This window comes from Ferruginibacter yonginensis, from assembly GCF_042651465.1.
Taxonomy (GTDB): Bacteria; Bacteroidota; Bacteroidia; order Chitinophagales; family Chitinophagaceae; genus Ferruginibacter; species Ferruginibacter yonginensis.
Map to the genome: position 1 here is coordinate 344,046 of NZ_JBHSCZ010000002.1, position 25,400 is coordinate 369,445.

General features: G+C 35.6%; 25 protein-coding genes. 11 read left to right on the forward strand and 14 right to left on the reverse strand.

Annotated features, from left to right (window positions below):
- Nucleotides 1–67: 67 nt before the first annotated feature.
- Nucleotides 68–1,096, reverse strand: a complete 1,029-nt coding sequence (thiL, locus tag ACFOWM_RS08630) for a thiamine-phosphate kinase (RefSeq protein ID WP_379708889.1) — start codon at nt 1,094–1,096, stop codon at nt 68–70.
- Between the two features lie 14 nt (nt 1,097–1,110).
- A complete protein-coding gene (locus ACFOWM_RS08635) occupies nt 1,111–1,887 on the reverse strand; it encodes an inositol monophosphatase family protein (protein WP_379708891.1) in 777 nt (258 codons plus the stop codon).
- A gap of 91 nt (nt 1,888–1,978) precedes the next feature.
- On the opposite strand from ACFOWM_RS08635, the gene ACFOWM_RS08640 reads away from it, so the two are divergent.
- Nucleotides 1,979–3,172 (forward strand): glycosyltransferase family 2 protein, encoded by a 1,194-nt coding sequence (locus ACFOWM_RS08640; protein WP_379708893.1) that lies wholly within the window; start codon nt 1,979–1,981, stop codon nt 3,170–3,172.
- On the opposite strand, the gene ACFOWM_RS08645 is transcribed toward ACFOWM_RS08640, so the two are convergent.
- The gene (locus tag ACFOWM_RS08645; RefSeq protein WP_379708895.1) at nt 3,153–4,256 is read right to left on the reverse strand and encodes a glycosyltransferase; all 1,104 of its coding nucleotides are present in this window, start codon (nt 4,254–4,256) and stop codon (nt 3,153–3,155) included. The genes ACFOWM_RS08640 and ACFOWM_RS08645 overlap by 20 nt on opposite strands.
- Nucleotides 4,257–4,461: 205 nt before the next feature.
- Here ACFOWM_RS08645 and ACFOWM_RS08650 point away from each other — a divergent pair, with 205 nt between their 5' ends.
- The gene (locus ACFOWM_RS08650) at nt 4,462–4,683 is read left to right on the forward strand and encodes a hypothetical protein (protein ID WP_379708897.1); all 222 of its coding nucleotides are present in this window, start codon (nt 4,462–4,464) and stop codon (nt 4,681–4,683) included.
- 12 nt (nt 4,684–4,695) lie between these two features.
- On the opposite strand, the gene ACFOWM_RS08655 is transcribed toward ACFOWM_RS08650, so the two are convergent.
- On the reverse strand, nt 4,696–5,961 hold the full coding sequence (locus ACFOWM_RS08655; protein WP_379708899.1) for a pyridoxal phosphate-dependent aminotransferase: 1,266 nt from the start codon (nt 5,959–5,961) through the stop codon (nt 4,696–4,698).
- A gap of 169 nt (nt 5,962–6,130) precedes the next feature.
- On the opposite strand from ACFOWM_RS08655, the gene ACFOWM_RS08660 reads away from it, so the two are divergent.
- Together ACFOWM_RS08660 and ACFOWM_RS08665 are read left to right on the forward strand one after the other, a co-directional pair.
- On the forward strand, nt 6,131–6,706 hold the full coding sequence (locus ACFOWM_RS08660) for an adenylate kinase (protein WP_379708901.1): 576 nt from the start codon (nt 6,131–6,133) through the stop codon (nt 6,704–6,706).
- Nucleotides 6,707–6,734: 28 nt separating this feature from the next.
- Nucleotides 6,735–7,205, forward strand: a complete 471-nt coding sequence (locus ACFOWM_RS08665) for a DUF1569 domain-containing protein (RefSeq protein WP_379708903.1) — start codon at nt 6,735–6,737, stop codon at nt 7,203–7,205.
- Between the two features lie 31 nt (nt 7,206–7,236).
- Here the strand turns inward: ACFOWM_RS08665 and ACFOWM_RS08670 are convergent, their stop codons facing one another.
- From ACFOWM_RS08670 to ACFOWM_RS08685, 4 genes are read right to left on the reverse strand one after another with little or no spacing between them, the layout of a single operon-like run.
- A complete protein-coding gene (locus tag ACFOWM_RS08670; protein ID WP_379708905.1) occupies nt 7,237–7,581 on the reverse strand; it encodes a phage holin family protein in 345 nt (114 codons plus the stop codon).
- 10 nt (nt 7,582–7,591) lie between these two features.
- A complete protein-coding gene (locus tag ACFOWM_RS08675) occupies nt 7,592–8,872 on the reverse strand; it encodes a M16 family metallopeptidase (RefSeq protein ID WP_379708907.1) in 1,281 nt (426 codons plus the stop codon).
- A 15-nt stretch (nt 8,873–8,887) separates the two neighbouring features.
- On the reverse strand, nt 8,888–10,126 hold the full coding sequence (locus tag ACFOWM_RS08680) for a M16 family metallopeptidase (RefSeq protein ID WP_379708909.1): 1,239 nt from the start codon (nt 10,124–10,126) through the stop codon (nt 8,888–8,890).
- A gap of 35 nt (nt 10,127–10,161) precedes the next feature.
- On the reverse strand, nt 10,162–11,259 hold the full coding sequence (locus ACFOWM_RS08685; protein ID WP_379708911.1) for an aspartyl protease family protein: 1,098 nt from the start codon (nt 11,257–11,259) through the stop codon (nt 10,162–10,164).
- 143 nt (nt 11,260–11,402) lie between these two features.
- Between ACFOWM_RS08685 and mqnC the strand changes: the two genes are divergently transcribed.
- Complete coding sequence (gene mqnC / locus ACFOWM_RS08690) at nt 11,403–12,524, forward strand: cyclic dehypoxanthinyl futalosine synthase (protein WP_379708913.1); 1,122 nt, start codon at nt 11,403–11,405, stop codon at nt 12,522–12,524.
- Nucleotides 12,525–12,599: 75 nt separating this feature from the next.
- Here the strand turns inward: mqnC and ACFOWM_RS08695 are convergent, their stop codons facing one another.
- From ACFOWM_RS08695 to ACFOWM_RS08705, 3 genes are all read right to left on the reverse strand, one after another.
- Complete coding sequence (locus ACFOWM_RS08695; protein ID WP_379708915.1) at nt 12,600–13,196, reverse strand: fasciclin domain-containing protein; 597 nt, start codon at nt 13,194–13,196, stop codon at nt 12,600–12,602.
- A 138-nt stretch (nt 13,197–13,334) separates the two neighbouring features.
- Nucleotides 13,335–14,546, reverse strand: coding sequence for a carboxypeptidase-like regulatory domain-containing protein (locus ACFOWM_RS08700; RefSeq protein WP_379708917.1), 1,212 nt, complete (start codon nt 14,544–14,546; stop codon nt 13,335–13,337).
- A gap of 1 nt (nt 14,547) precedes the next feature.
- Nucleotides 14,548–15,117: an RNA polymerase sigma factor gene (locus ACFOWM_RS08705; RefSeq protein ID WP_379708919.1), complete on the reverse strand. Its 570-nt coding sequence runs from the start codon at nt 15,115–15,117 to the stop codon at nt 14,548–14,550.
- Between the two features lie 102 nt (nt 15,118–15,219).
- Between ACFOWM_RS08705 and ACFOWM_RS08710 the strand changes: the two genes are divergently transcribed.
- From ACFOWM_RS08710 to ACFOWM_RS08735, 6 genes are all read left to right on the forward strand, one after another.
- Entirely contained in the window at nt 15,220–17,103 is a 1,884-nt protein-coding gene (locus ACFOWM_RS08710; protein WP_379708921.1) for a vWA domain-containing protein, read from the forward strand.
- Between the two features lie 88 nt (nt 17,104–17,191).
- Nucleotides 17,192–17,695, forward strand: a complete 504-nt coding sequence (locus tag ACFOWM_RS08715) for a hypothetical protein (RefSeq protein WP_379708923.1) — start codon at nt 17,192–17,194, stop codon at nt 17,693–17,695.
- Between the two features lie 50 nt (nt 17,696–17,745).
- Nucleotides 17,746–18,984: a helix-turn-helix domain-containing protein gene (locus tag ACFOWM_RS08720; RefSeq protein ID WP_379708925.1), complete on the forward strand. Its 1,239-nt coding sequence runs from the start codon at nt 17,746–17,748 to the stop codon at nt 18,982–18,984.
- Between the two features lie 220 nt (nt 18,985–19,204).
- Complete coding sequence (locus tag ACFOWM_RS08725; protein WP_379708927.1) at nt 19,205–20,137, forward strand: GIN domain-containing protein; 933 nt, start codon at nt 19,205–19,207, stop codon at nt 20,135–20,137.
- 45 nt (nt 20,138–20,182) lie between these two features.
- Nucleotides 20,183–20,659 carry a DoxX family protein gene (locus tag ACFOWM_RS08730; protein WP_379708929.1) on the forward strand — a complete coding sequence of 159 codons (477 nt, stop codon included), beginning with the start codon at nt 20,183–20,185 and terminating at the stop codon, nt 20,657–20,659.
- Nucleotides 20,656–21,027 carry a hypothetical protein gene (locus tag ACFOWM_RS08735; protein WP_379708931.1) on the forward strand — a complete coding sequence of 124 codons (372 nt, stop codon included), beginning with the start codon at nt 20,656–20,658 and terminating at the stop codon, nt 21,025–21,027. The genes ACFOWM_RS08730 and ACFOWM_RS08735 overlap by 4 nt, the downstream gene beginning before the upstream one ends.
- A gap of 45 nt (nt 21,028–21,072) precedes the next feature.
- Here ACFOWM_RS08735 and ACFOWM_RS08740 read toward each other — a convergent pair whose 3' ends face one another.
- From ACFOWM_RS08740 to ACFOWM_RS08750, 3 genes are all read right to left on the reverse strand, one after another.
- The gene (locus tag ACFOWM_RS08740) at nt 21,073–22,176 is read right to left on the reverse strand and encodes a DUF3667 domain-containing protein (protein ID WP_379708933.1); all 1,104 of its coding nucleotides are present in this window, start codon (nt 22,174–22,176) and stop codon (nt 21,073–21,075) included.
- Nucleotides 22,177–22,253: 77 nt separating this feature from the next.
- Complete coding sequence (locus ACFOWM_RS08745) at nt 22,254–22,877, reverse strand: hypothetical protein (protein WP_379708935.1); 624 nt, start codon at nt 22,875–22,877, stop codon at nt 22,254–22,256.
- A 128-nt stretch (nt 22,878–23,005) separates the two neighbouring features.
- On the reverse strand, nt 23,006–25,354 hold the full coding sequence (locus ACFOWM_RS08750; RefSeq protein WP_379708937.1) for a ribonucleoside-diphosphate reductase subunit alpha: 2,349 nt from the start codon (nt 25,352–25,354) through the stop codon (nt 23,006–23,008).
- Between the last annotated feature and the right edge of the window lie 46 nt (nt 25,355–25,400).

Here is a 25,400-nt window from a genome sequence, read left to right on the forward strand (position 1 = left end):
AACATTGCTTGTTGTACAAATAACTGTTATAATAAATAAATGCCGTAAGTTTTTTACGGCATTTATTTTATTTATTTAAATGATTCCACCCTTGTGCAACGAGTCCATGTTTATTACCACCTCTGGTAATTAAATGCTTGCCTTCGCTAGCGGCTGTTACATAACCAATAATACTGATGGCAGGGTTTAACCTTATTTTTTCATACTCCGTTTGTGATACTGTAAAAAGCAATTCGTAATCTTCACCGCCACTCAATGCACAAGCTGTTGGGTCTGTTTGAAGTTTATAAGCAAATTCTTTCATTTCATCTGCCATGGGTAATTTGTCTTCATAAATAACACAGCCCACTTCACTTTTTTCACAAATGTGCATCAACTCACTGCTTAACCCATCGCTCACATCAATCATACTAGTGGGTACAATATTTTCTTCTGCAAAGTATTCAACAATATCCTTACGGGCTTCTGGTTTTAGTAGCCTGCCCACAATGTAGGCTTGTCCTTCTAAATCAGGCTGAGCACCAGTTTCTTCAAATATTCTTTTTTCTCTTTCGAGTAGGGTAAGTCCTAAAAATGAGCCACCCAATTCGCCACTTACACAAATTAAATCGTTTGGTTGTGCCGTACTTCTTTTTACATAACTATCAGGCGCAACTTCGCCAATAGCCGTAACGCTAATAACAAAACCACGAAGTGAGGTGGTGGTATCGCCACCTACTAAATCAACTTGGTATTTTTCGCAGGCTGCATAAACGCCTTCATAAAATTCATCTAGTGCTTCTAAACTAAACCTATTGCTAAAGCCAATGCTCATGGTTATTTGGGTTGGCGTTGCATTCATCGCATAAATATCACTTACGTTTACCACTACCGCTTTATATCCTAAATGCTTTAGGGGAGTATATGATAAATCAAAATGAACACCTTCTAATAATAAATCGGTTGATATTACTGTTTGTCTACCAAAATGATCCATCACCGCAGCATCGTCACCCACACTCAAAATGGTAGAGGCGTTTTTTGTTTCATTGTTTTTTGTAAGATGATCTATTAAACCAAACTCTCCTAAAGATGCTATTTCTGTACGTTCTTCCATATTCATTTATTTTTTTAAAGTGATCCGCCATTTATAACGGTCAATAATTCATGGTGTATACTACCGTTGGTAGCTACCAAATGTGGTTGGTAAGGTGAGTAAACCTTGCCAGCAAAATCAGTAACGGTACCACCGGCTTCTGTTACCATTAAAAAACCTGCGGCGCTGTCCCATGCTTGTAATGAGTGTTCAAAAAAACCATCAAACCTACCTGCTGCCACCCAACACAAATCAATAGCAGCGCTGCCTAATCGCCTAACGGGTACGCCTTTACGAATAAATTTTTCAAAAACCTCTAACGGACCATTAGGCGATTGTGTGTAGGTGTACGGAAAGCCCGTTACCAAACAGCTGTGGAGCAATTCGCTTTTGGTACTTACTTTAATTGGCTTTTGGTTTAAGGTAGCACCTGCACCTTTTTCGGCCATAAAAAGTTCGTTCATAAATGGGTTGTACACGGCACCCAATATCATTTCACCTTCTTTTTCAACCCCAATACTCACACAACAAATAGGTATGCCATTGGCAAAATTTACGGTACCGTCAATAGGGTCAATAATCCACTTAATACCGCTGTTACTTTGTATTTCTCCCGTTTCTTCACTTAATATAAAATGATCGGGGTGGTTGTTTTGTATAACTTCTATTATGGCTTTTTCCGCTGCATGATCAGCCTCGGTTACCAAATTATTTGCACCTTCTTTATTTGAAATTTCAAAACGGCCATTAAAATAATGCTGTAATTGTGCTGCACCCGCCTGCACCGCATGTAATAGCGTAGTTTGTAACATAAGGCAAAGATAGTTTAACCAACTATTTTTATGCAGATTTTACTTAACAACATTTTGTGAAGCCGAATAAATATTCGTATTTCGTAGCAACATGCAACTATCCATCATCATTGTTAATTACAACGTACAATACTTTTTAGAGCAGTGTTTGCATGCTGTTGCTCGTGCTTGTTTGCATATTGATGCTGAAATATTGGTTGTAGATAATCATTCTACTGATGACAGCAAAACTTACCTCACACCAAAATTCCCAAACGTACAATTTTTTTGGAGCGATAAAAACCTCGGTTTTGGCAAAGCCAATAACAAAGCCTTGCAACAAGCTAAAGGTGATTATGTATTGTTTTTAAACCCCGATACGATTGTGAGCGAAAATTGTTTTGTACAATGCCTGCAACAATTTAAAACCAACCAACATATTGGTGCAATAGGTGTGTGTATGGTTGATGGTAGCGGACAGTTTTTGCCAGAAAGTAAACGTGGCTTGCCTACTGCTTGGGCTAGCTTTTGTAAAATGGTGGGCCTCACTAAACTTTTACCAACATCAAGCATATTTGCTCAATATTACCAAGGCCATTTGCCTGCCACACGAAGTAATGAAGTGGCTGTGTTGGCTGGCGCTTTTATGATGTTAAGTAGGGCTGCAATTGAAGCCACTCAAGGTTTTGATGAAACCTTTTTTATGTATGGTGAAGATGTTGATTTGAGCTATCGCATAACAAAAGCAGGTTTGCTAAATTATTACTTAGCTCAAACTACTATTGTGCATTTTAAAGGTGAGAGTACGCAAAAAAAATCAGCCAGTTACAGCCAACATTTTTATGGTGCCATGCGCCTTTTTGTAGATAAACATTACCAAAAAAAGCCTGCACAATTAGTTGCTATGAAGGCTGCTATTGGTGTTGGTAAATGTATGGCAGATGTTGGTAGATTGTTTGCTTCAAATAAAATTACACAACACCATAAACATGAAAAAATATTGGTAGTTGGTGCAGCTGAAGATGTAGCAAGTGCCACAAATATTTTAGATCATCAACAAATTCAATACGAGGTTTTTTTAATAAATGCAAAAACTGCATTTCAATCAATTATAGCTGCTACAATGGCGCAACAATACACTCAAATAGCAGCATGTATTGGTAAAATTGGTTATCAATTTTATATAGCTTTTTTAATGCAAATGCCCAAAAATTGGCTGCTGCTATTTCATTACACAAACAGTGAAAGTATGGTAGGCAGTAATAATAAAAACGAACGGGGTGTTTTTATTTCAATGCAGCAATAGCTTTTTGTAAAGCTTCGGTATTATTGGTAGGATATTGCTCAAAAGTAAATTGTGCTGCCTTTGCTAATAATTTCGATAAACTGAATTGATGTTGCGTTGCCACCACTGCATATTTTTTTGATGCCATATACGTTGCCAAATATTGCTGTTCGGTTTGACCTGGCGTAGGCACAAATATGGCTTTTTTTTGTAAAGCAGCCACATCCATTATGGTGGAGTAACCGCTACGAGCCACTACTAACTTGGCTTGCAGCATCAATGTATTTAATGTTGCCGCCGTTGCAAAGTTGATGATTTGTAGCAGAGGGTTATTACTCACCACCTGCTCTGTTGCGTTGGGCAAACCTCTTACCAAAATCATTTTTTTATTAATGGTGGCACACTGCTGCAACAAAATATTTTCAAACATTGTTCGCTGTGGCTCAGGACCAGAAAGCACCATCAACACATCTATATTTTCTACAACATCATTTTTTACCAGCCTTGATAAATTGCCAATATAATGTACCGGTAACTTCGGCAAATGCTGGGGGTGGGCTAATACACCAGCCATATTGTTATCACCAGCAACATCGGGCACCCAACATTCATTGTATTTTTGTATAAAATGATAGTTTATTTTTTGTACTAACCAATTAGTAATGCTGTTGCCTGTTTGTATGGCAAGTTGGTGTGTTATAAAAATACACTTGGCTTGTGGGCAATACATACCTAGCCTATTATCAGAAATTATGATATCAATATTATAATCTATTACTGCTTTTTGTAACCAACGTTGTTCGTGTTTTACAGCACTGTATATTTTGGGTAGTTGCCACAACATTTTGAGGCCAAACAAATACTTGCTTTTACTGTATTTAACATTATAGCCTGATAATGGGAGCAATTTTAATGGCGGAAATTCGTTCTGTAATAGTGTTGCCACATCTTTTTCCGCAACGAGTAAAACTTCAAATTGCTGTTTCAATAATTCATTAATTAATGGAATACAACGAGTTGCATGCCCCAAACCCCAATCTAAAGGAGCAACCAACACTTTTTTGGCGGTTTTGTTGCTGTTAATATTTGTAAAAGCTGTGCTCAATTAAATATTTTGTAAGTAAAAAATTGTTATTTTGTATCAACAAATTATGAAAAAGCTCATTAAAATTACCTCATTAGTCCTTATAGCTTTAAGCTTAATTGCAACTGGTTGTTCTGCAACCAAAAAAAGCACCTGTGGCTGTACTGGCATGGTAGGTTATAAGTAAAAACAATATCGCATGACAAGCAACCGTGATTTACTATTGATGCTGAGACAGAGAGCGATGACACAGCAGGACATTGATAGAGAATTAATGCAACTAAATACTATGCTTTTTACAGCAGAGCGTTTAGATAATTATGTGAATGCACATGAAGTGCTTGATTTAAACCGTTATAAAGTAATCAACAATTCGGTTGAAATAAAGAAGATGATTCGCCAGAAAAAATTATCTAAACCATTCATCTTCTTTAGTAATAAAAATTAATTTACTTTTTATTTATGCACTTGTTAACGCAAGTGCATTTTTTAATTTAGTCAACATCTCATCAATTTCTTCTTTTTTACAACAGCCAACACTCAAACGGTACCAAGTACTATCAGGCGAACCGCCAAACGAACTAAAAGGTACAATGGCAAGTTTGGCTTCATCTAAAATATAAGCAGTTACATCTTGCTGAGTAGCCAAAAGGCGCTCACCTACTTTTTTGCCCACCAAATCAATTTGAATAGTAAGGTAAATAGCAGCTTGTGGCGCAATAGCATCTACAGTAAAACCAGCAGCTTTTAATTGTTTAAAGCCATTGTAAATAGTAACCAAACGGTATTCAATCTCACTTTTAAAATGGGTTAAATAATCAGTAACGGCCATTTCATCTTGTAAAAATTGTGCTACTGCTTTTTGCTCTGCCATTGGAGCCCAAGCACCAACATGGCTATTAATTGCTTTCATTTTGGCAATAACTTCAGCAGGGCCCATACTCCAACCTACCCTTACACCCGTTGCAGCAAAAGCTTTACTAATACCATCAATAAAAACGGTATAAGCCTTCATAGCTGGGCGTAAAGTAATGGGGTTGTAATGTTGTGTATCACCAAAAGTGAGTGTCCAATAAATTTGATCGTACATTAAATACAACTTCTTTTCACCCGGTGCCCTACGTGCATTTTCTTCTAAAACCACATCGCAAATAGCTTCCAATGCTTCTTTCGTAAACACAGTACCTGTTGGGTTTAGCGGTGAGCATAGTGCTAATAATGATGCCCCTTGTACATGCGGTTTTATTTGTGCTGCCGTAGGCATAAAATTATTTTGTTGCGATGACTCAATTAATACATGTTCGCCTTCTGTAAAGTGTGTATAGTGGTTGTTGTTCCAACTTGGTACTGGGTAAATTACTTTATCGCCTTTGTCAACAATAGCTCTGTATGCCGCATATATTAAAGGGCGACCGCCAGCTGCAATTAAAATTTCATTTAAATCGAATGAAAGATTTTCTCTTGTTTGTAAAAAGCTGATTACTGCTTTACGTAAATCCGTTTCGCCATCGGCAATTGGGTAATTGGTATAGCCGTTTTCGTAGGCTTTATTTATGGCTGATTGTAATGCATGCGGTATAGGAAATTGTGATGGATCAAAATCGCCAATCGTAAAATTATAAATATGTTCGCCTTTGCTAATTTTTTCTTTAATAATGCCGCCTAATTTCACAATTTCAGATCCAATTAAGGTTTCTGCTAGTACACTTAATTTCACATTAGCCATTTTAAAAGTTTTTAGGTCAAAATTTTTGTTTAAGCAAATGTAACCGATAGGCCTTTCATATCAAAACCTCGTTTTAAACAAATAAGTCGAAGGATTGGTGGTTTTTGGGTTTGAAAAGCCCATGTTTTTAACTTATCTTTACCAAAATCGATAAATTTTACGCAGGCTTATGTTTAACTTAATACTTTTTGGCCCTCCCGGTAGCGGAAAAGGAACGCAAAGTGAAAAAATAATTGCAAAATACCATTTAGTACACCTTAGTACAGGCGATTTGTTACGTTCGCAAATTGCCCAACAAACACCTTTGGGTTTAGAGGCTAAAAAACTAATGGATAAAGGCCAATTAGTGCCTGATGAAGTGGTGGTTGGTATGATTAGCACTGCTTTAGATGAAAATAGCGATGCTAAAGGTTTTTTGTTTGATGGTTTTCCGAGAACGGCTACACAAGCGGCGGCTTTAGATAATTTATTGGCGTTAAAAAATAACCCTGTAAAAGTGATGTTGGCTTTAGATGTTAGTGAAGAAGAGCTTATAAAAAGAATTTTAAAAAGAGGTGAAACAAGCGGCCGCTCTGATGATACCGATAAAAATATTATTGCAGCAAGAGTGGCTGAATATAAAAACAAAACCGAAGCTGTTGCCGACTATTATAAAACTTTCAATAAAGTTGTAATGGTACCAGGCGAAGGCAGTGTAGATGATATTTTTGATAGAATTTGTACAGAAATTGATAGCAGGCTTTAAAGCCTGCTTTTTTTTGCTATTTTTAATAATGCAACAAAACGAACACTTACATTTTTTAACGGAAGCTTTACATACCCATTTACAAACACTTGAAGCTACCACAAAACCTCAATGGGGTGTAATGAATGCCCAAGAAATGATTGAACATTTGAATGATTTTTTTCAAATGAGCATTAACAACCAACCTGCAAGCTTATTAACACCAACAGAAGATTTACCAAAATACCATGCGTTTTTAATGAGCGATAAAATGTTTAGAGAAAACACTAAGGCGCCAGCTGCTTTACTTGGCGATACCCCTATACCAATTCGCCACAATAATATAAGCGAAGCGGTACAAACTTTATTACACAGTATACAACAATTTATAGCTTACTTTAATACCAACCAGCAACAACGTACCATACACCCGATATTTGGCTCATTGAATTTTGATGAATGGACCCGTTTACATTATAAGCATGTGCACCATCATTTAAAACAATTTGCATTAATCTAAAAAAAGGGAAGCTAGTAGCTTCCCTTTTTTATTACTCTTGTTTATCAAGCGCTTTTTGTATGGCTGATGAAAATATTGATAAGATGATGCTAAATAAAAGTGCCCACCAAAATCCATCTACTTTAATACCATCAACCAACGCATCGGCTAATAAAATAATGATGGCATTTATTACAAACAAAAACAAGCCCATTGTAAATACGGTAATGGGTAGTGTAAGTAAAATAAAAATAGGTTTTACAATTGCATTTAATGCCGCAACTGCAACTGCAAATATGAGTGCTGTAAAAAATGTATTGATGTGTATACCGCTTAATATTTTTGATAGTACAAACACAATCAAACCTGAAAATAAAAGTCGTAACAAAAGGTTCATCTTAAAAAATTTAATAAACTATAAGTTCGTAAAAATTTTGTGGTTGTAAATATTTTTTTGCTAAGGCTTGTAATTCTTCTGCACCTGTATTTTTAATAGCTGCTACTGAATCGTAAAAATATTGTTCGTCTAAATTATTTAAAATAATATTTTTCCATTTAGCAATAATTTGGAAAGGCCCATCAAGGTCGCCCAAAATACCACCAATCATATAATTACGTACTAACGATAACTCTTCATCATCAATAGGTGTTTCCGTTAATAGCTTCATTTCTTTATACACTTCTTCAATGGTGGCTTCACAAACATCTTTACCAGCTTCGGTACTAATAACCCATGCGGTTTGTTGTAAATGGTTTTGAATGTAACTATAAATGCCATAGGTATAGCCTTTCTCTTCTCTAATATTACTCATGAGCCTTGAGCCAAAAAAACCACCGTAAACTGTGTTTAAAACAATTGCTTTTTTAAAATCGGGGTGATGGCGGTTAGGAAAAGGTTGTGCCAAACGTATGGCACCTTGTACTGCATTAGCATCATTTTCAATTCTATACTTTTTTTCAATAGCTGGTGTAGTAGCAATGTTTTGTAAAATGAAACTTGGCTTGGTAAAAGGCAATGTTCCAAAATATTGGTTGAGTAGCGCTTGTATGTTGGTAGGCAATTTACCTGCAACAAATATGGCACATTGGCCATTTAGGTAATATTGTTGATAATAGGCTTTAATGGTTTCAATATCGAGTGCATCTAAATCAGCAGGGTTTGTGTAGCTACTGTAAGGATGGTTTTCACCATATACCAATTGATCAATTTTACGGCCTGCAACAAATTCGCATTTTTGTAAGTTGACCATTAATCGTTGCCTGCTATTTTGTTTGTAAATATCAAGCTCCGTTTGCGGAAAATTTGGCTGCGCCAACATTTCGTTCATTACAGGCAAAAGCTTGTCAGCATGTTTGGTAAGTGTGTGTAGTGATAATACTGCTGTTTCATTATAACAAGCCCTTGAGCAACTTGCGCCATAATAATCAAACACTTCATTAATTTGAAAAGCCGTTTTATTAGCGGTACCGTTTTTTAATAAGAAGTTGGTTACAGCGGCTATGCCTCTATTAGGTTCATAAAAATTACCTGCGTAAAAAACAAGCTCCAGCTGCAACACATCTTGAGCGCCTGCGTTGATGGCGTAAACGGGCACCCCATTATCAAGGGTAAAATAATCGTAGGGCTTTAGTGTGAAATTAAAATCTGTTGCATCAACTATTGGTGGTGCTATTTTTCTATTGAGCATGTATGTTTGCTTAAACTAATTAGTAGATAAGTAGTACATGGTACTACAATTGTTTTCATTAAAAATGATATTGGCTTCTGTAATAATATTTTCAGCTGTAACGGCACGGTATTTATCTAACTCACTATTCATGAGTTCAGCATCGCCTAGTAGTTCATACATAGCAATACTTGCTGCCCGGTTCATAACACTCATATCTTCAAAAGCCATGGCGCTTTCAGTTTTGTTTTTCACTTTTTCAAGTTCGGCAACAGTAATACCATTTTGCTGTAGTTTTTTTATTTCGGCATTTACAGCCGCTTCTGCTACTTTAATATCAACACCTTTAACCAGCTTACCTTCTATTACCATTATACCAGCATCGGTACTGCCCATGTGGTAACATTCAATATTACTGAATAGTTGCTGCTCTTTAACTAAACTTTGAAACAGCCTCGATGAACCTCCGCCGCTTAATATATCAGAAATTAAATCAGCCGTGTAATACCTATCATCAACCCTTGGGTAAATATGCCAACATTTGTACAAGGCATCAAGTGGTACATTGGCTTTTACTTCTAAAAAACGAGGTGCTGTTTGTGGTGGTTCAACCGGCAAATTACGATGGTATTTTTCGCCAGATGGAATAGGTCCAAACCATTTTTCAGCTGATGCTTTTACCTGTGCCACCGTTACATTGCCAGCTACCGTTAATATAGCATTTGCAGGATTGTAATGTTTTTTGAAGAACGCTTTTACATCCTCTAAAGTAGCATCTTCTACATGTTGTAAAGAGGCACCAATGGTCATCCATTTATATGGGTGTGTGGTATAAACAAGGTTGCGTAACTTATGCCAAACATCGCCGTATGGCTTATTAATGTAATGCTCTTTAAACTCTTCGCATACCACTTTGCGTTGCACCTCTAAACTTTTTTTGCTAAAGGCTAAGCTAAGCATACGATCGCTTTCTAACCAAAAAGCGGTTTCAATATTTTCGGCTGGTAATTGGCAGTAATAGTTGGTTAAATCATTGGTGGTGTAAGCATTATTTTCGCCGCCGGCTACTTGTAGCGGATCATCATATACCGGAATATTAATGCTGCCACCAAACATAAGGTGTTCAAACAAATGAGCAAAACCTGTTTTTTCTGGATGTTCATCTTTAGCGCCCACATCGTACAACACGTTCACCACTGCCATTGGGGTACTTTTATCTTCATGAACCAATACCCTCAAACCATTATCTAACGTAAATTTTTCAAATTGAATCATATACAAATGTATGAAGACAATTTTTTAAAAATTTGTTATCGTATACTTATTGGTTGCAGTGCTAAAAATAGCAGTTGTTCATTTCGTTTAACGATGAGTTTAAGTGTGTCTGTCGCTTTTTGAAAAAGTATGTTATACTCTTGTATGTTTGCGTTCATCACGTTTGCAACTGACACCAATTCATCACCATTTTTTAAACCAGCTTTTGAAGCAGGTGAATTTTCAACAATATCGTCAATGATAATTTTACCATTTACATCATAAAGCGATAAACCTGTATAGGTGTAATCAAATCGGTCATTAAAATGTGTGTTAGGTACTATATGTACCTCTTTTTTAAAATAATTAAGGGTAATATTAAACCTTCGTAACAAATCGTTTCCTAATAAGCCTGCTGCATATGGGTATCGTATAACATTTTGATCATCGTTATATAAATATGTTGGTACGTTTTTAAAACTAAAGGGTCCAATTTTTAGTGTTTTTATAACCGTTAGCAGCATACTTTTTTTACCACCAACACCTTCTGCTTGAGTAACTACGGGCTTTCTTTTGTTTGATATAATGTTATAATCTTTAGCAAACTGTTCCGTCATCAGTAAATTCAAGCCAGCTCCGCTGTCCAAAAAAAAATTATAGGTAAGCTTTAATTTATCTTTTACAGTTAAGGGTTGTGCTAATAATTTATTTACTGATGGGTGCAGCGTATAACCACTATTTTCATAATTAAATTTACCTTGGCTGTATAACCTAATTAACGAACTATCAAAGTTTATTTGAACAATGTATTTATTTAAAAAGGAGTATCCAATAATACCATCGATTTTAATGCCATAAATACTTGTGAGCAATGAGTAATCGTTTACATAAAAATTTAAACTATCGGTTACCAAATTGCCCGTTGTAAGTTTTTGGTTAAATACGAATGCTACTTTTTTAACACCAGCGATACCACTAACTGTAGTATCAGTATTAACCATTGAGCATCCTAACTCTACACAAGTAGATGAATCCAACGAAATACCTCCGCTTCCTGTATCAACAATAAAGTTTAAGGGTTGATTACTATTACCCAAATTTGCTTCAATGGCAATAACACCGCCTGTAAACGATTTAATGGGAATTGTTTGCAATAATAATGCTGGTTTTGATTGCGAACAGCCCGTCATTTTCACAATAAGGAATAATATGGTAAGTACAGTTTTTATGGCAGTTGGTTTAATCGTATTACAAGTTAATGAATGTACTTTTGTAAAATAACATTTAAACCAATTTTATGGATATAAATGCATTGTTGAAAAAAGCGTTGGCTTTTGAATTTTTATCTGTTGAAGAAGGTGTTTTTCTTTTTGAAAATGCACCATTGACTGATTTAATGTATGTGGCTAATGAGTTAAGAAAAATTCAAGTACCACATGGTAAAGTAACTTGGCAAATTGACAGAAATGTAAACACTACAAACGTATGTATTGCCAATTGTAAGTTTTGTAATTTTTACAGAATACCGGGCCATAAAGATGCCTACATTACTGATATTGAAACCTACAAGAAAAAAATTGAAGAAACCATTGCCTATGGTGGTGATCAATTATTATTACAAGGTGGGCACCACCCTGAGTTAGGTTTAGCTTTTTATGTAAACCTATTTAAAGAGTTAAAAAGCCTTTACCCTAATATTAAATTACACACATTGGGGCCGCCAGAAATTGCCCATATTACTAAGCTTGAAAAAAGTACACACAGAGCTGTACTACTTGCATTAAAGGAAGCTGGCATGGATAGTTTGCCTGGTGCCGGGGCAGAAATTTTAACCGATAGGGTTCGTAGGCTTATTAGTAAAGGTAAATGCGGCGCTCAAGAATGGTTAGATATTATGCATGAGGCCCACAAACTTAACATTACTACTTCGGCCACCATGATGTTTGGCCATGTTGAAACATTACAAGAGCGTTTTGAACATTTGGTAAAAATTAGAGAAGTGCAAAGTCGTAAACCTGATGACGCTAAAGGTTTTTTAGCTTTTATACCATGGACCTTTCAAGATGCAGATACTTTATTAGCCAGAATTAGAGGTGTACATAATTTAACTACACCTGAAGAGTATATTAGAATGATCGCTTTGAGTAGAATTATGTTACCGAATGTAAAAAATATTCAAGCTAGTTGGTTAACGGTGGGTAAACAAGTTGCACAACTTTGTTTAAATGCAGGTGCAAACGACTTTGGCAGTATTATGATAGAAGAAAATGTTGTGAGCGCTGCCGGTGCACCGCATCGTTTTACAAGTGTTACTATACAAGAGGCTATTAAAGATGCTGGCTTTGAACCACAACTTCGCAACCAACAATACGAGTGGCGTACCATTCCACAAATGAAAGAACAAGTTATCAATTACTAAAAAATAAAACAAGCTAAAAAAACGAAAGCCGCTCAAATGAGCGGCTTTCGTTTAAAATTAAAATTAAACAACAAATTATTTTTTAGGTAATAATACTGCGTCAATTACATGCGTAACACCATTGCTTGATACAACATCTGGTATAGTTACTACAGCACCATTAATCATTACTTTACCATCTTTAATAGTAACCGTTAATTCTTGACCTTGTACTGTTTTTAACTTTTGACCATCTTTTAAATCAGCTGCTTTTAAAGCACCTGCTACTACGTGGTAAGTTAAAACACCCGTTAAATCTTTTTTCATTTCTGGCTTTAATAAATTATCAACAGTACCTGCTGGTAATTTTGCAAAAGCTTCGTTTGTTGGAGCAAATACAGTGAAAGGGCCAGCACCGCTTAATGTTTCTACTAAACCTGCTGCTTTTACTGCTGCTACTAAAGTTGTGTGATCAGCAGAACCTGCTGCATTTTCAACAATGTTTTTTGAAGGTACCATGTTTGCACCACCTACCATTACACCTGCTTCTTCAGCTGGTTTTGCCATTTCTGTTTTTGGAGAATCAGCACCTGCTGCTGGCGTTTCAGCTTTCTTTTCACCTTCGTTGCAAGAAGTTAACACTACTACTGCTGTTGCAGCAACCATCATTGCTGATAAGAATGTTTTTTTCATTTTGATTTTTTTTAGTCGTTTTTAACTTATTAGTTTTTAGCACATACGATGCCACAATTGTTAAAGATTGAAAATTTTAGATATTATGGTTACTAAATACGAAATTTTACCGCTCAGTAAAAATTTAAACCACTGTTACTAAAAAACAATGGTAACCGTTTGCGGTTGTTTTGCCGGCCATGATGGGCCTTCTTTTACAAATGTAATCGCTTGATTATTACATGCTTTACAGGTGGTGTTTTTTACAGAAATACGGTATGGTCTGCCTTTTTTATCAACCTTAAAGTGTACGGTTACGGTACCTTTTTGTGTATTTCCCTCTTTATCAACGATAGGTTTTAGATTTTCCGCAACGTATTTATTAAAATGATCTAGCGGTGTTACAATATTGATATTTTTTTGCTTTACCGTAACATCTTCCTCGAGTTTTTGCTCAGCTTGGGCAATGTTTACCCCATTGGTTTTCCCTTGTATGGCTTGGTTATAATTGTTTTGTAAAACAATATTGTTTAATTGGTTTGCACTAACATTTGTAGTGGCATTATTATAACCATTTGCATTAACCACCACATTTTCGACTGCATTATTATTTTTGAGTTGGTAATACCCTTTATCATCAGTTGTTGTTGCATTGTTGCTGTTCAATGATTTAACTGTAGCATTCGCCAAGGGCACCCCTTGTTCATTGGTTACTATCCCTTTTAACTCATATGGTGGTGCCGCTATTTTTTTCGCTGCCTTCGCATTATCAGCATCTTGTTTTAGCTTTTCGGCTGCAGCCGTTGCTTGTTTATCTTTATAAGCCGCTACTTCATCAGCATCATACGTAACTATGGGGGCTGGTGCTGGTTTCATATCTGTCGATGCTGCTGTTGGCGAAACAGCCTCTTTTATAATTTTATCTGTTTTATTAATTTGGGGTTCAACTGTATTAACCTTGTCGATTGTAGTTACAGGCGTATCATTGGGTTTGATGTTGTTTGGGGTTACAGTTGTGTTTTGGGGTTTAGTAGTAGTATTTTGTGCAACATTTGGTATTTTTTCTGTTGCATTTAAACTATAAAACAACCAAGCTAAGCCACCAAATAAAAGGCAGGCTGCAGCTGCTTGCCACCAACGTATATTTAATAAAAGTCCCTTTTTTTGTTGTGTATTTTTTTGTTGTAATTGCTGCCGCAACATGGCTACATCTGCTACAGGTGTATTGGTATGTATAAAACCATCCAATGCAGCTGCCAAAAACGGATCGTTCAACGCTGCTTTTTCTAATGCATGCATTTCATGCGCAGGCATGCTACCATTATGGTAACGCTCAAAGTCAATGGCGGTATAGGTTTTAATAGTACTCATGTTATGCCTGTTGCAATGCTAATTTATCCATACATATTTTTAGGTTGCGCCTGCCGTTTTGTATAAAGCTCCTCACCTTATTAATATCTAATGCCGTTGCTATAGCAATATCTTTATAGCATTGTTCTTTTAAATAAAACAATTCAATGGCCTGTTTTTGTTCAACGGGCAATTGCTCTATACAGTGTTGCATGTGGTTCAACGATGTTTCTTTTTGCATTACATCATCTAGATGCACATTATCTGCCAAATGCACAACATCGGCCTCTATAAAATGTGGTATTGTTTTTTGGCTACGCAATTTCATAAGACAATGATTTTTGGCAACTTGGTATAACCAGGGCTTAAAATTATCGATTTCATATTTCAATACTTTCTTCACCAGCTCTTCAAAAATTAGCATTACAGCATCTTTACTAGCTTCTGGCTCTTTAAAATATTTCAAACAAACGCCATATACCAAATCCATGTAACGTTGGTACAGTTCGCCCAAACACTCCATGTTTGTGGTTTGTTTATACAGCTGTACTAGTTCAGCATCCGTGTTTGATATGTATGTTTTAGGTGCCAATATGATAAAGATATTTAAAAATTTTTAGGCGCTTTTGTGTAATGATGAAAAATGGTGCATCTAACCATTGTTACACATTACCATCATCTTAAATATTTAATTATGAAACTGTTTTTTGCTGCCAACCTCATTTGTGCATGTTGTTTTGCACTCGGCTTTACGCCTCAATTCAGTAATACCATAACAGGTATTGTTGTAAATGAAAATAATAACCCTGTTAATAATGCTATAGTAAGTACTGCCGTGGGTACATCATCAACTCAAACTGATGTAAAGGGATATTTTAAAATAACATTACCCGAAACTGCTACCACAATTACTGTTACTGCAAAAGGTTACGAGCCTTTGCAAGTGAACATTAAAGGAAAATCTTACTTAAAAATCACCTTAAAAAAATTAAAAGCGTTGGCTGAAAAAGTTAAGGTGGTTGAACAAAAAAATATTGCTGTAAAAAGAGTAATAACAACCAATTCAAATTATGATTTGGCACTAAAAGCTGCACCAATGCCATCAGGTTATTATAATGAAGATATTGGTAACACTGAAAGCTATAATTACATTGCCGACAACAGTTTTAAAAGTACGGCCAATGATCCACTCTCTACCTTTTCTATTGATGTAGATGCAGCATCTTACAGCAATGTGCGTAGGTTTATTAATGGCGGACAGTTACCGCCTGCAGGTGCTGTTCGTACCGAAGAAATGATTAATTATTTTAAATACAACTACCCACAACCCACCAATAGCCAACCCTTTTCTATTAATACCGAACTAGCCGCTTGCCCATGGAACAATCAACACCAGTTAATGCTTATTGGCTTACAAGGAAAAAATATAGCGACAGATAATTTGCCTGCAAGTAATTTGGTTTTTTTAATAGATGTATCTGGCTCAATGCAAAGTGCCAATAAATTACCATTGGTAAAATCATCTTTAAAATTACTTACTGAGCAATTACGACCACAAGATAATATAGCTATTGTGGTATATGCTGGCAGCGCTGGCTTGGTGTTGCCCAGTACAAGTGGTGCTCAAAAAAACAATATTAATAAAGCTATTGATGCTTTAGAGGCAGGTGGTTCCACTGCTGGTGGTGAGGGAATTGAATTAGCCTATAAAGTAGCTATGGACCATTTCAATGATAAAGGGAACAACCGTATTATTTTATGTACAGATGGTGACTTTAATGTAGGTGCTAGTAGCGATGATGCCATGGCTCGTTTAATTGAAAACAAAAGAAAAACTGGTGTTTTTCTTACGGTATTAGGTTATGGTATGGGCAATTATAAAGACAGCAAAATGCAAGAGTTGGCAGATAAGGGTAATGGCAACCATGCTTATATTGATAACATTAACGAAGCAAAAAAAGTATTGGTGAACGAATTTGGTGGTACGTTATTTACCATTGCTAAAGATGTAAAAATACAGGTAGAATTTAATCCACAATCAGTAGCTGGTTATCGTTTAATTGGTTACGAAAACCGGTTGCTAAATAAAGAAGATTTTAATAACGATGCTAAAGATGCTGGCGAATTAGGTAGTGGCCATACTGTAACAGCTTTATATGAGGTTGTTCCTGTTGGGGTAGCATTACCGCATGGTGTAAGTGTGCCTGCATTAAAGTACCAACAAAATATAACATCGCCTTACATAAGGCCCTTTTTTGCAGAAATGGCTAATATTAACTTTAGGTACAAAGCACCCGATGGCGACGAAAGCAAACTCATTACACAAGCTGTACCCAATAAACCATTACCATTTAATGAAGCCTCCAATAATATACGTTTTGCAAGTACAGTGGCACAGTTTGCCATGCAACTACGCAGTGGCGATTTTAGTAAAATGACTTGGGTTATTGAAAACGCAACCGCAGCCATGGGTGATGATAAAGAAGGTTACCGTAAAGAGTTTGTTATGCTTGCCGAAAAAGTAAGTGGCATAGCAAAAAACAATCGGGCTGTAAAAAATTTCTCATCGGGTAAATAGTTTAGCGCCATTGTAAAGGCGGTTATGCCAGTTGTGTTGTAAATTTATGTTGTACTTATTTTATAATACTTCAAAAAATAGAAAAGATATGGCAAAGGCAACTGTTGCGTTAATTGAAGCATTGAGAACAACAGCTAAAAATTTATCGAATGGAGCATACCATTCATGGGGTCACCATGGTGCTTGCAACTGTGGTAACTTGGTACAATCAGTAACATCGTTTACAAAAGAAGAAATTTTAAGATATGCTCATACCGGTGTGGGTGAGTGGACGGAACTAGCACAAGAATTTTGCCCCGTAACCAATGCGCCATTAACGCTTATTTTTAAACGTTTAGAAGAAATTGGTTTAACCCCAACAGATATTCACCACATTGAATATTTATCAGACAGGGCTGTATTAAACCAGCTGCCAGGTGGTTTTAGGTGGCTCAAACGCAATAAAAAGGAAGATGCTATTGTGTATTTTGAAACCTTCGCAAATGTGTTAGAAGAGCAGCTAATTGCAGGTATTGAAATAGATATTAATAGCCTACAAAAAATGAATTACAAACCAAAGAGGGCGCCCCAACCACTTATGGTTGAAATTTAATTATATTTAATGGCCGATTATTGTAATCGGCCATTTTATTTTTTTAGCCTATGCATTTTCAATTTGGTTTACGCAGCTCTGTATTACTTATATTTTTTGTGCATGGCTTGGTGTACTCCTTACTGCTTTTTCGAAAAGGCTATGTAAATAATAGTAGTGCTGATAAATGGCTCAGTGCTTTTTTGTTATTATGTGTACTTTATATTTCACCGTGGATGTTGGGTTTTGCTGGCTGGTACGATAACCAACCCTACCGTGACATTCTTTTTTATACGCCACTTCAACATTTATTTTTAATAGGGCCCGTTATTTATTTTTACGTTCAAAGTTTGTTGAACCCATCTTTCCGTTTTACCAAAAATCAATTGTTACATTTTATACCAGGCATGTTATACGCCTTGTATTGTATTGTTATGGTGTTGGTAGATAAGCTATTGTTACAGCGCTATTATTTTTTAGCAGATGGTTTAGATAGAGATTTTGACCGTTGGTACCAATGGTGTGGTTTTGCCGCTATGCTATTTTACTTTTTTATGGCTATGCGTTATTACAACACTTATAAAAAATTAATGGTACAAGTAATTAGTTATGCCGATGTTGTCATGTTTAAATGGGTGAGCCATTTTTTAATGGCGTTTTTAACCATGCAGTTGTTACAAGTTGCTTTTTTTGTGCTTTCAAAAATTAATCCTGCTTTTGAAACCTATGTTGGCAGTTGGTGGTACTTTTTTATGTTCGCCATTATTTTTTACTATGTGGCTATTATGGGCTACAGCAATGCTATCGCTACCAAAATTCCTTTTCAAATTAACAAGCTACAGTTTAATAAGCCTTTGTTACTAAGTAATATTAATGATGAACAGCTTGTTTTAAACAATGCTACTGCAAATGAAGTAATTGAAACCATTGAATTAAACCCTTTTGAAACGGATGCTGTTACAGATCAAACATTCATTAACGAATGGAAACCCAAAATAGTGCAGTTACTTGTTGAGAATAAAATTTACGAGGACCCTGAATTGTCGTTAAAACAAATAGCTACTTTGTTAAAAACCAATGCCACAATTATTTCAAAAGTAGTGAACCAGGGTTTTGGTATGAACTTTAATGATCTTATTAATTTTTATAGAGTACAAGCTGTAAAGAAAATGTTGGAGGCTGGCGAACAAAAAAAACAAACACTATTAGGTATTGCGTACGATTGTGGTTTTAACAGCAAGGCTACTTTTAATAGAGCGTTTAAAAAATTTACAGGTGTGGGTCCTAAGGACTGGTCATCTCAAATATAAATTTCAGTTTTTCTTTCATTTTTAAAATTTTGATGGTTTCCATAGTTAATTAAAAAGACTCATTTTATGTGTAATCACTAAAAGAATTTTATTTTAAACCATTGAAAGTGATGATGTTATGATTTGAGCCCTTGTTGAGTTGTATCAAATCATCATTTGAAACCGTATGGCTGTTTGTGTGCTGCACCTTTGTTGAAATAAATCACAAAAACAAACCAACATGAAAAAGTTACTTGTATGCAGCATCAGTTTTTTAATGAGTTTTCAAATGAGTTTTTGCCAACGAGCACCCTTAAATGGATCGGGCAAGGTTGTAAACAAAACCTTTGCTTTTAACCAATTTACGTCAGTTGATTTAATAGATTTTGTAGGAAAAGCTACTATTGATATTGGTAAGCCCTATGCCATAACAATTGCTATTGATGATAATTTGGCCGAATTATTAACTGTTACTGAAAACAGCCAACAACTTAGCATTACTTTAAAAGGCAACACCAATAATAAACGCTACCTCGAAAAAACCAATATTGACATACGCATTAGTGCACCAACTTTAAGTGCTGTTTTAAACAAAGGCAATAGCAATATTCAAATAAATAATACCATCGGTAACAATTGCACCATTAGTAATATTGGCAACGGCAATACTTTTATAACAGGTAAAGTCAACGACTTACTTATTATTTGTAATGGTAACGGTAATGTTGATGCTAATAAATTAATGGCCAATAACATCGCCATAAAAAGAAATGGCAATGGTAATGTATACACCCACTCAAAAAATATAACCGTTATTGAAGATAATGGCAATGGACAAATTATTTCAAAAACAACCGCATCAAATACGCCAACTACCACAGTTGTAACACCCAATGGCTCGGATGGGTTGGTGAATATCTACTTAAAAAATAATAGCCTCTTACCCAAAAAACCAACCATTATAACTTATGAGCCAGGCAATACTGGCAACGGTACCAATGGCTTCTTTTTAATGCCCGGACAAAGAAAAAAATTACGACTGTTAGTTGGTGCTAAAGTATACATTGCTAACAATAACCAAGTGGCAACGGTTATGAGTGGTAACCGTATCGATAATGAGCCGCCATTTTTAATTGTAAAAAAAGAAGATAATAACCGAGTATTTGGATTATAATTTCATTTCACATTCAATTTTTTTTAACAACCTCAACTTATAACAATGAAAAAATTACTAACACCTATCACAATGCCATTTTGGTGGCAAGATGTACTTTTTATGTTACCCCGATTTATTTGCGGCTATTTGTTAGCTACTGATTTTGGCGCAGCAAAATTTGGTATGCCTTGGTCGCCGGTAGATAATAATCTTGGTCTTTTTGAAGTAGCCTATTGGTTTCCACAAGATGTTGCTTCGTATGGTGGCATTTTTAAAATGTTCCCCGTATTTTTTGCTTGGATGGGCGCCTTCAGCGAAGCAGTAGGTGGCTTACTTTTACTACTTGGTTTACAAACAAGGGTAGCCGCTTTTTTATTAGTATGCACTATGTTAGTAGCTATATTTTTACAACAATGGAGCAATGGTACATGGAACATGCTACCTGCTATGGGTTTTTTATGGGTGAGTATTTTCACACTAATATTGGGCAGCGGCAGGTTTGGTATTGATTATTTAATTACAAAAAAACTATACAAATGAAATATTTTATAATTCTAAAATTAACAGCAGCCATATTATTGTACAGCAGTTGTGTTCAAAAAACTTTTAAAAAAACGGTGGTTTTTTCGCTTGATACCAACGGTAAAACAAGTATTACATCTGTAGGTATAAAAGGAAATAACAAACCGCTTAGCTGGAAAAATATTACAAAATTGAATGCTTTAAAAAATGATAGCAGCATTTATACTACTGCCATTACTTTTGAAACCGGTTATACTTTTACAGAAGTTAAGTTTGTTATAAACGATACTATGGAATTGCAAGATGCTGATAACAGACGAGTAAATTTTGAAAAAGGCGATACTACTTTTTATACAGCTGTTTTTAATATTGCTGATAAAAAATAAATAACTTATAAAACAGACTTCTTACAACCTTATAGAAGTCTGTTTTTATAGATGCATATTGTACACCGTAAATGCTATAAGTACTTTTTTAAGTACGCCAAAAATGAGGTAAAAGAAAACCCTGCTAAGTAAATATGATAAGATGATGTTTTTCCACCAAACGGTATTAAACAAACGCTTAAAGGCGATGTACAACCAGGGCATCCAAAACAAAAGGTGAAAAAACTCAAAGCCGCTGCCAAACAAAGCTTCACTAATAGGCGCCATGGTTTCATTGTATAAAACCGCATCAAATGGCCTTAATACCCACCCTTTAAACCCTTTAAAAAGGTACCGTGGCCATAAATCAATTAATGTATACAGGCTATAAACGCATAAGTTATATATCATAAAATGGGTAGCCAAAATAAGGGCAGCACCATAGTATTGTATTTTTTTGAAGAAAATTAAAAATAAAAATGCAGCAAAAATGGGCAATAAAATAAAAATAAACGTTTTGCCAAATGTACCAATTGAGTGGTTGTATAGGGATTGCCGAAGTTCCACCATTTGCCGGTACGCAATAATGGGTACATTTTCAACTGGTAGTACAATACTATCTTGCCTATCTCTTGATTTTAATATGAGTGATTGTTGGTTAACGCTGTTGTAGCGTAGTTTTTCTTCAATTTCAGCTTGCATCACTCTACCCTTTTTTACCCAAAGCGAATCAATGTTTGCTGCAATTTTATCATCAAGCGGTTGTGCCCATTGTAATAATTTGTAGTCAGATAAAGAGAAGTAATGGTGATCGCCAAACGTTGGTATATAATCCTTCACACCTACTTTACTCACTATAACATAAAACACAAAAGCTACTACAAGATACAGTTGTACGGGCTTTGCATAAGGTACACGTATGCCTTTTATATTTTGTAGTGTAATAAAGCCTGGCTTTAAAAAATTTAGTTTGATGGTTTTTAATACCTTACTTTCAAAGTGGTAAAAAAAATCAATCACCTCATGAAAAAAATGTTTGGTGGTAAGTTGATGGGGATCAAACACTTTTTCGCCACACATATTACATGCTTTGCCAGTAAACTTATGTTCACAGTTTTTACAAGTATGTATATCTGTTCCGTACTGAATTTGTTTGGTGGTAATTTTCACTAGTTGCTATTTGTGGCCTATAATTGACATTGTAAAATACAAACATATTTTAAATATGCGATATCAATTTATTGTAACTATGGTATAAGCCAATGTGCATTAAAAGTAAAATCATTGTTATAATGAAACGCTGCCCTGCGGTGCCCTTTACTGTTTAGCCACAACCACTCCATCCATTGTATGTTGGTAATTACCAAACCAAAATTAGGCTTACCTTTTTGAGCTTCTTCTTCTGTAATCGTATTAGTTTCTAAAGTTTCAGAAAGCCCACTAGTGGGTATTGCCGAAATAGTTGATGGACCTTGTAAGCCCAAATACACTTTTTTACTATTAACGGTGCTTTTGTTCCATGCTTGGTTAGCAACATCATCATTATAATGTTTGGTGATTGTGCCGCTCAATCTAATTTGTATTCGGGCCGGCGCATCATAAAATAACCAACTGATGGTATCGCCATTATTAAGTTCGCCCCATTTACCACTGCGTATATCTGTATGAAAAGCCACTTGTTTTTGTTGTGTGTTTACCCTTCGTAACACAACGGTGCGTTGGTGTACGCCAAATTTACCTATGCTAGCCACTGCTGCATTATGCATAGGGTCTTTTCCTTTGAGTGAACCATTTAAGAGGCGTACCCAGCAATCTTTTTCAATGTAGTTTAAATTATAACTTATACCATTCATTTCAACCACATCCATCATCTTGTATAATTTTTTGCAAATATAATTGTTGCGTTTATTACTCTTGTGCTGTACTTTCAGTTGTTCCTTATTTCATAAAAAAGCCGCTCTACAAAATAGAGCGGCCCCGTTAATGGTTGTTATTATTTTTATGAACCACAGGCTTCACAAGCGTCTGGGTTATCTAACGAACATGAAATTTGTGCCGTTGCATCATCTTTTGTTTTGCTTAAAACATCGGCATCTACCGTAAACTTAATTGCATCAGCTGCTGCTTTAGTACGCAAATAATACATACCTGTTTTTAAACCTTTTTTCCAGGTATAAAAATGCATAGATGAAAGTTTTGCAAAATTTGGTTGCTCTACAAACAAATTCAATGATTGTGATTGGCAAATGAAAGCACCTCTATCGGCCGACATATCAATCACATTTTTTTGTTTGATTTCCCAAACGGTTTTATAAATTTCTTTTAAGTCAGCTGGTATTTCGTCAATATTTTGTACAGAACCATTTGCTGCTATAATGCGCTGTTTCATATTATCGTTCCACAAACCAAGGTTACCTAAATCCTTCAACAAATGTTTGTTTACTACAGCAAACTCACCACTTAATACCCTGCGGTTGTAAATGTTTGAAGTGTATGGTTCAAAACACTCGTTGTTACCTAAAATTTGTGAAGTAGATGCTGTTGGCATTGGCGCTAACAATAATGAGTTTCTTACACCATGTTCCATTACTTTTTTACGTAAGTCTTCCCAATCGTATCTTTCGCTTGGTTGAACATCCCACAAATCAAATTGAAACTTACCTTGACTTAATGGTGAACCTTTAAAAGTTTCGTAAGCGCCTTGCTCTTGTGCTAATTCGCATGAAGCGGTCATAGCTGCAAAGTATATTGATTCAAAAATATTTTTGTTCAACAACTTCGCCATATCACTTTCAAATGGTAGGCCCATCATCATAAATACATCGGCCAAACCTTGTACACCTAAGCCTATTGGGCGGTGGCGTTCGTTACTGCGTTTGGTTTCTGGTATAGGATAGTAATTACCGTCAATTACTTTATTTAAGTTACGGGTAACAATTTTAGTTACTTCTACCAACTTATCGAAGTTGAATTTTTTTCCTTCAACAAACCTTGGTAATGATAATGAAGCAAGGTTACAAACCGCTGTTTCATTTTCATCGCTGTACTCAATAATTTCAGTACATAGGTTACTACAACGTATGGTACCTAAATTTTGTTGGTTGCTCTTTTTGTTAGCAGCATCTTTATACAAAATATAAGGTGTACCGGTTTCAATTTGTGCTTCTAAAATAGCATTCCATAATTCACGAGCCGGAATGGTTTTTCTTGCTTTTCCTTCTTGTTCGTATTGTTCGTACAAAGCTTCAAATGCATCGCCATGTGTAGTGTGTAAGTTTTGAGCTTCGTTCGGGCAAAATAAACTCCAGTTACCATCAGCCTCTACTCTCTTCATAAATAAATCAGGTATCCACAAGGCTAAAAATAAATCTCTTGCCCTCATTTCTTCTTTACCATGGTTTTTGCGGAGCTCCAAAAATTCAAATACATCTGAATGCCAAGGCTCTAAGTAAACTGAGAAGGCGCCTTTGCGTTTGCCTCCACCTTGGTCAACGTAACGAGCCGTATCGTTAAAAACCCTTAACATTGGTATAATACCGTTTGATGTGCCGTTGGTGCCTTTAATATAACTACCTGTTGAGCGAACGTTGTGAATGTTTAAACCAATACCACCGGCCGATTGCGATATCATTGCACAATCTTTTAGCGTATCGTAAATACCAGCAATGCTATCATCTTTCATGCTCAATAAAAAGCAGCTGCTCATTTGTGGCTTAGGTGTGCCTGCATTAAACAAGGTTGGCGTTGCATGTATAAACCATTTTTCACTCATTAAGTTATAGGTTTCAATAGCTGCAGCTACATCTTGCTTATGAATACCTAAGGCAACCCTCATAAACATATGTTGCGGACGCTCTACAATTTTACCATGTACTTTTAATAAGTATGATTTTTCAAGTGTTTTAAAACCGAAGAAATCAAAATGATAATCTCTTTCATAGATGATAGAAGCATCTAATAAATCGCTGTTGTTTTTAATTACTTCAAAAATATCATCTGCCAACAATGGTGCATGCTCACCCGTTTTAGCATCAATATAATTGTATAAAATTTCTGCTGTTTCAGAAAAAGATTTTTTGGTGTTTTTGTGTAAGTTACTTACTGCAATACGTGCTGCCAACACCGCAAAATCTGGGTGACGTGTGGTGAACGATGCTGCTGTTTCTGCAGATAAATTATCTAACTCCGTTGTGGTAACATTATCATAAATACCAGCCACTACTTTTTTTGCGATTTCAATAATATCATCGCTTTTAAGTTGTAAGCCGTAGCTCAACTTCATTACCCTTGATGTGATTTTATCAAAGTGTACTGCTTCTTTTTTTCCGTTTCTTTTAATTACCTGCATGGTGTTAGTATTGAGTAGTTAGTAGTTTGTATTTAGATTTTTTTGC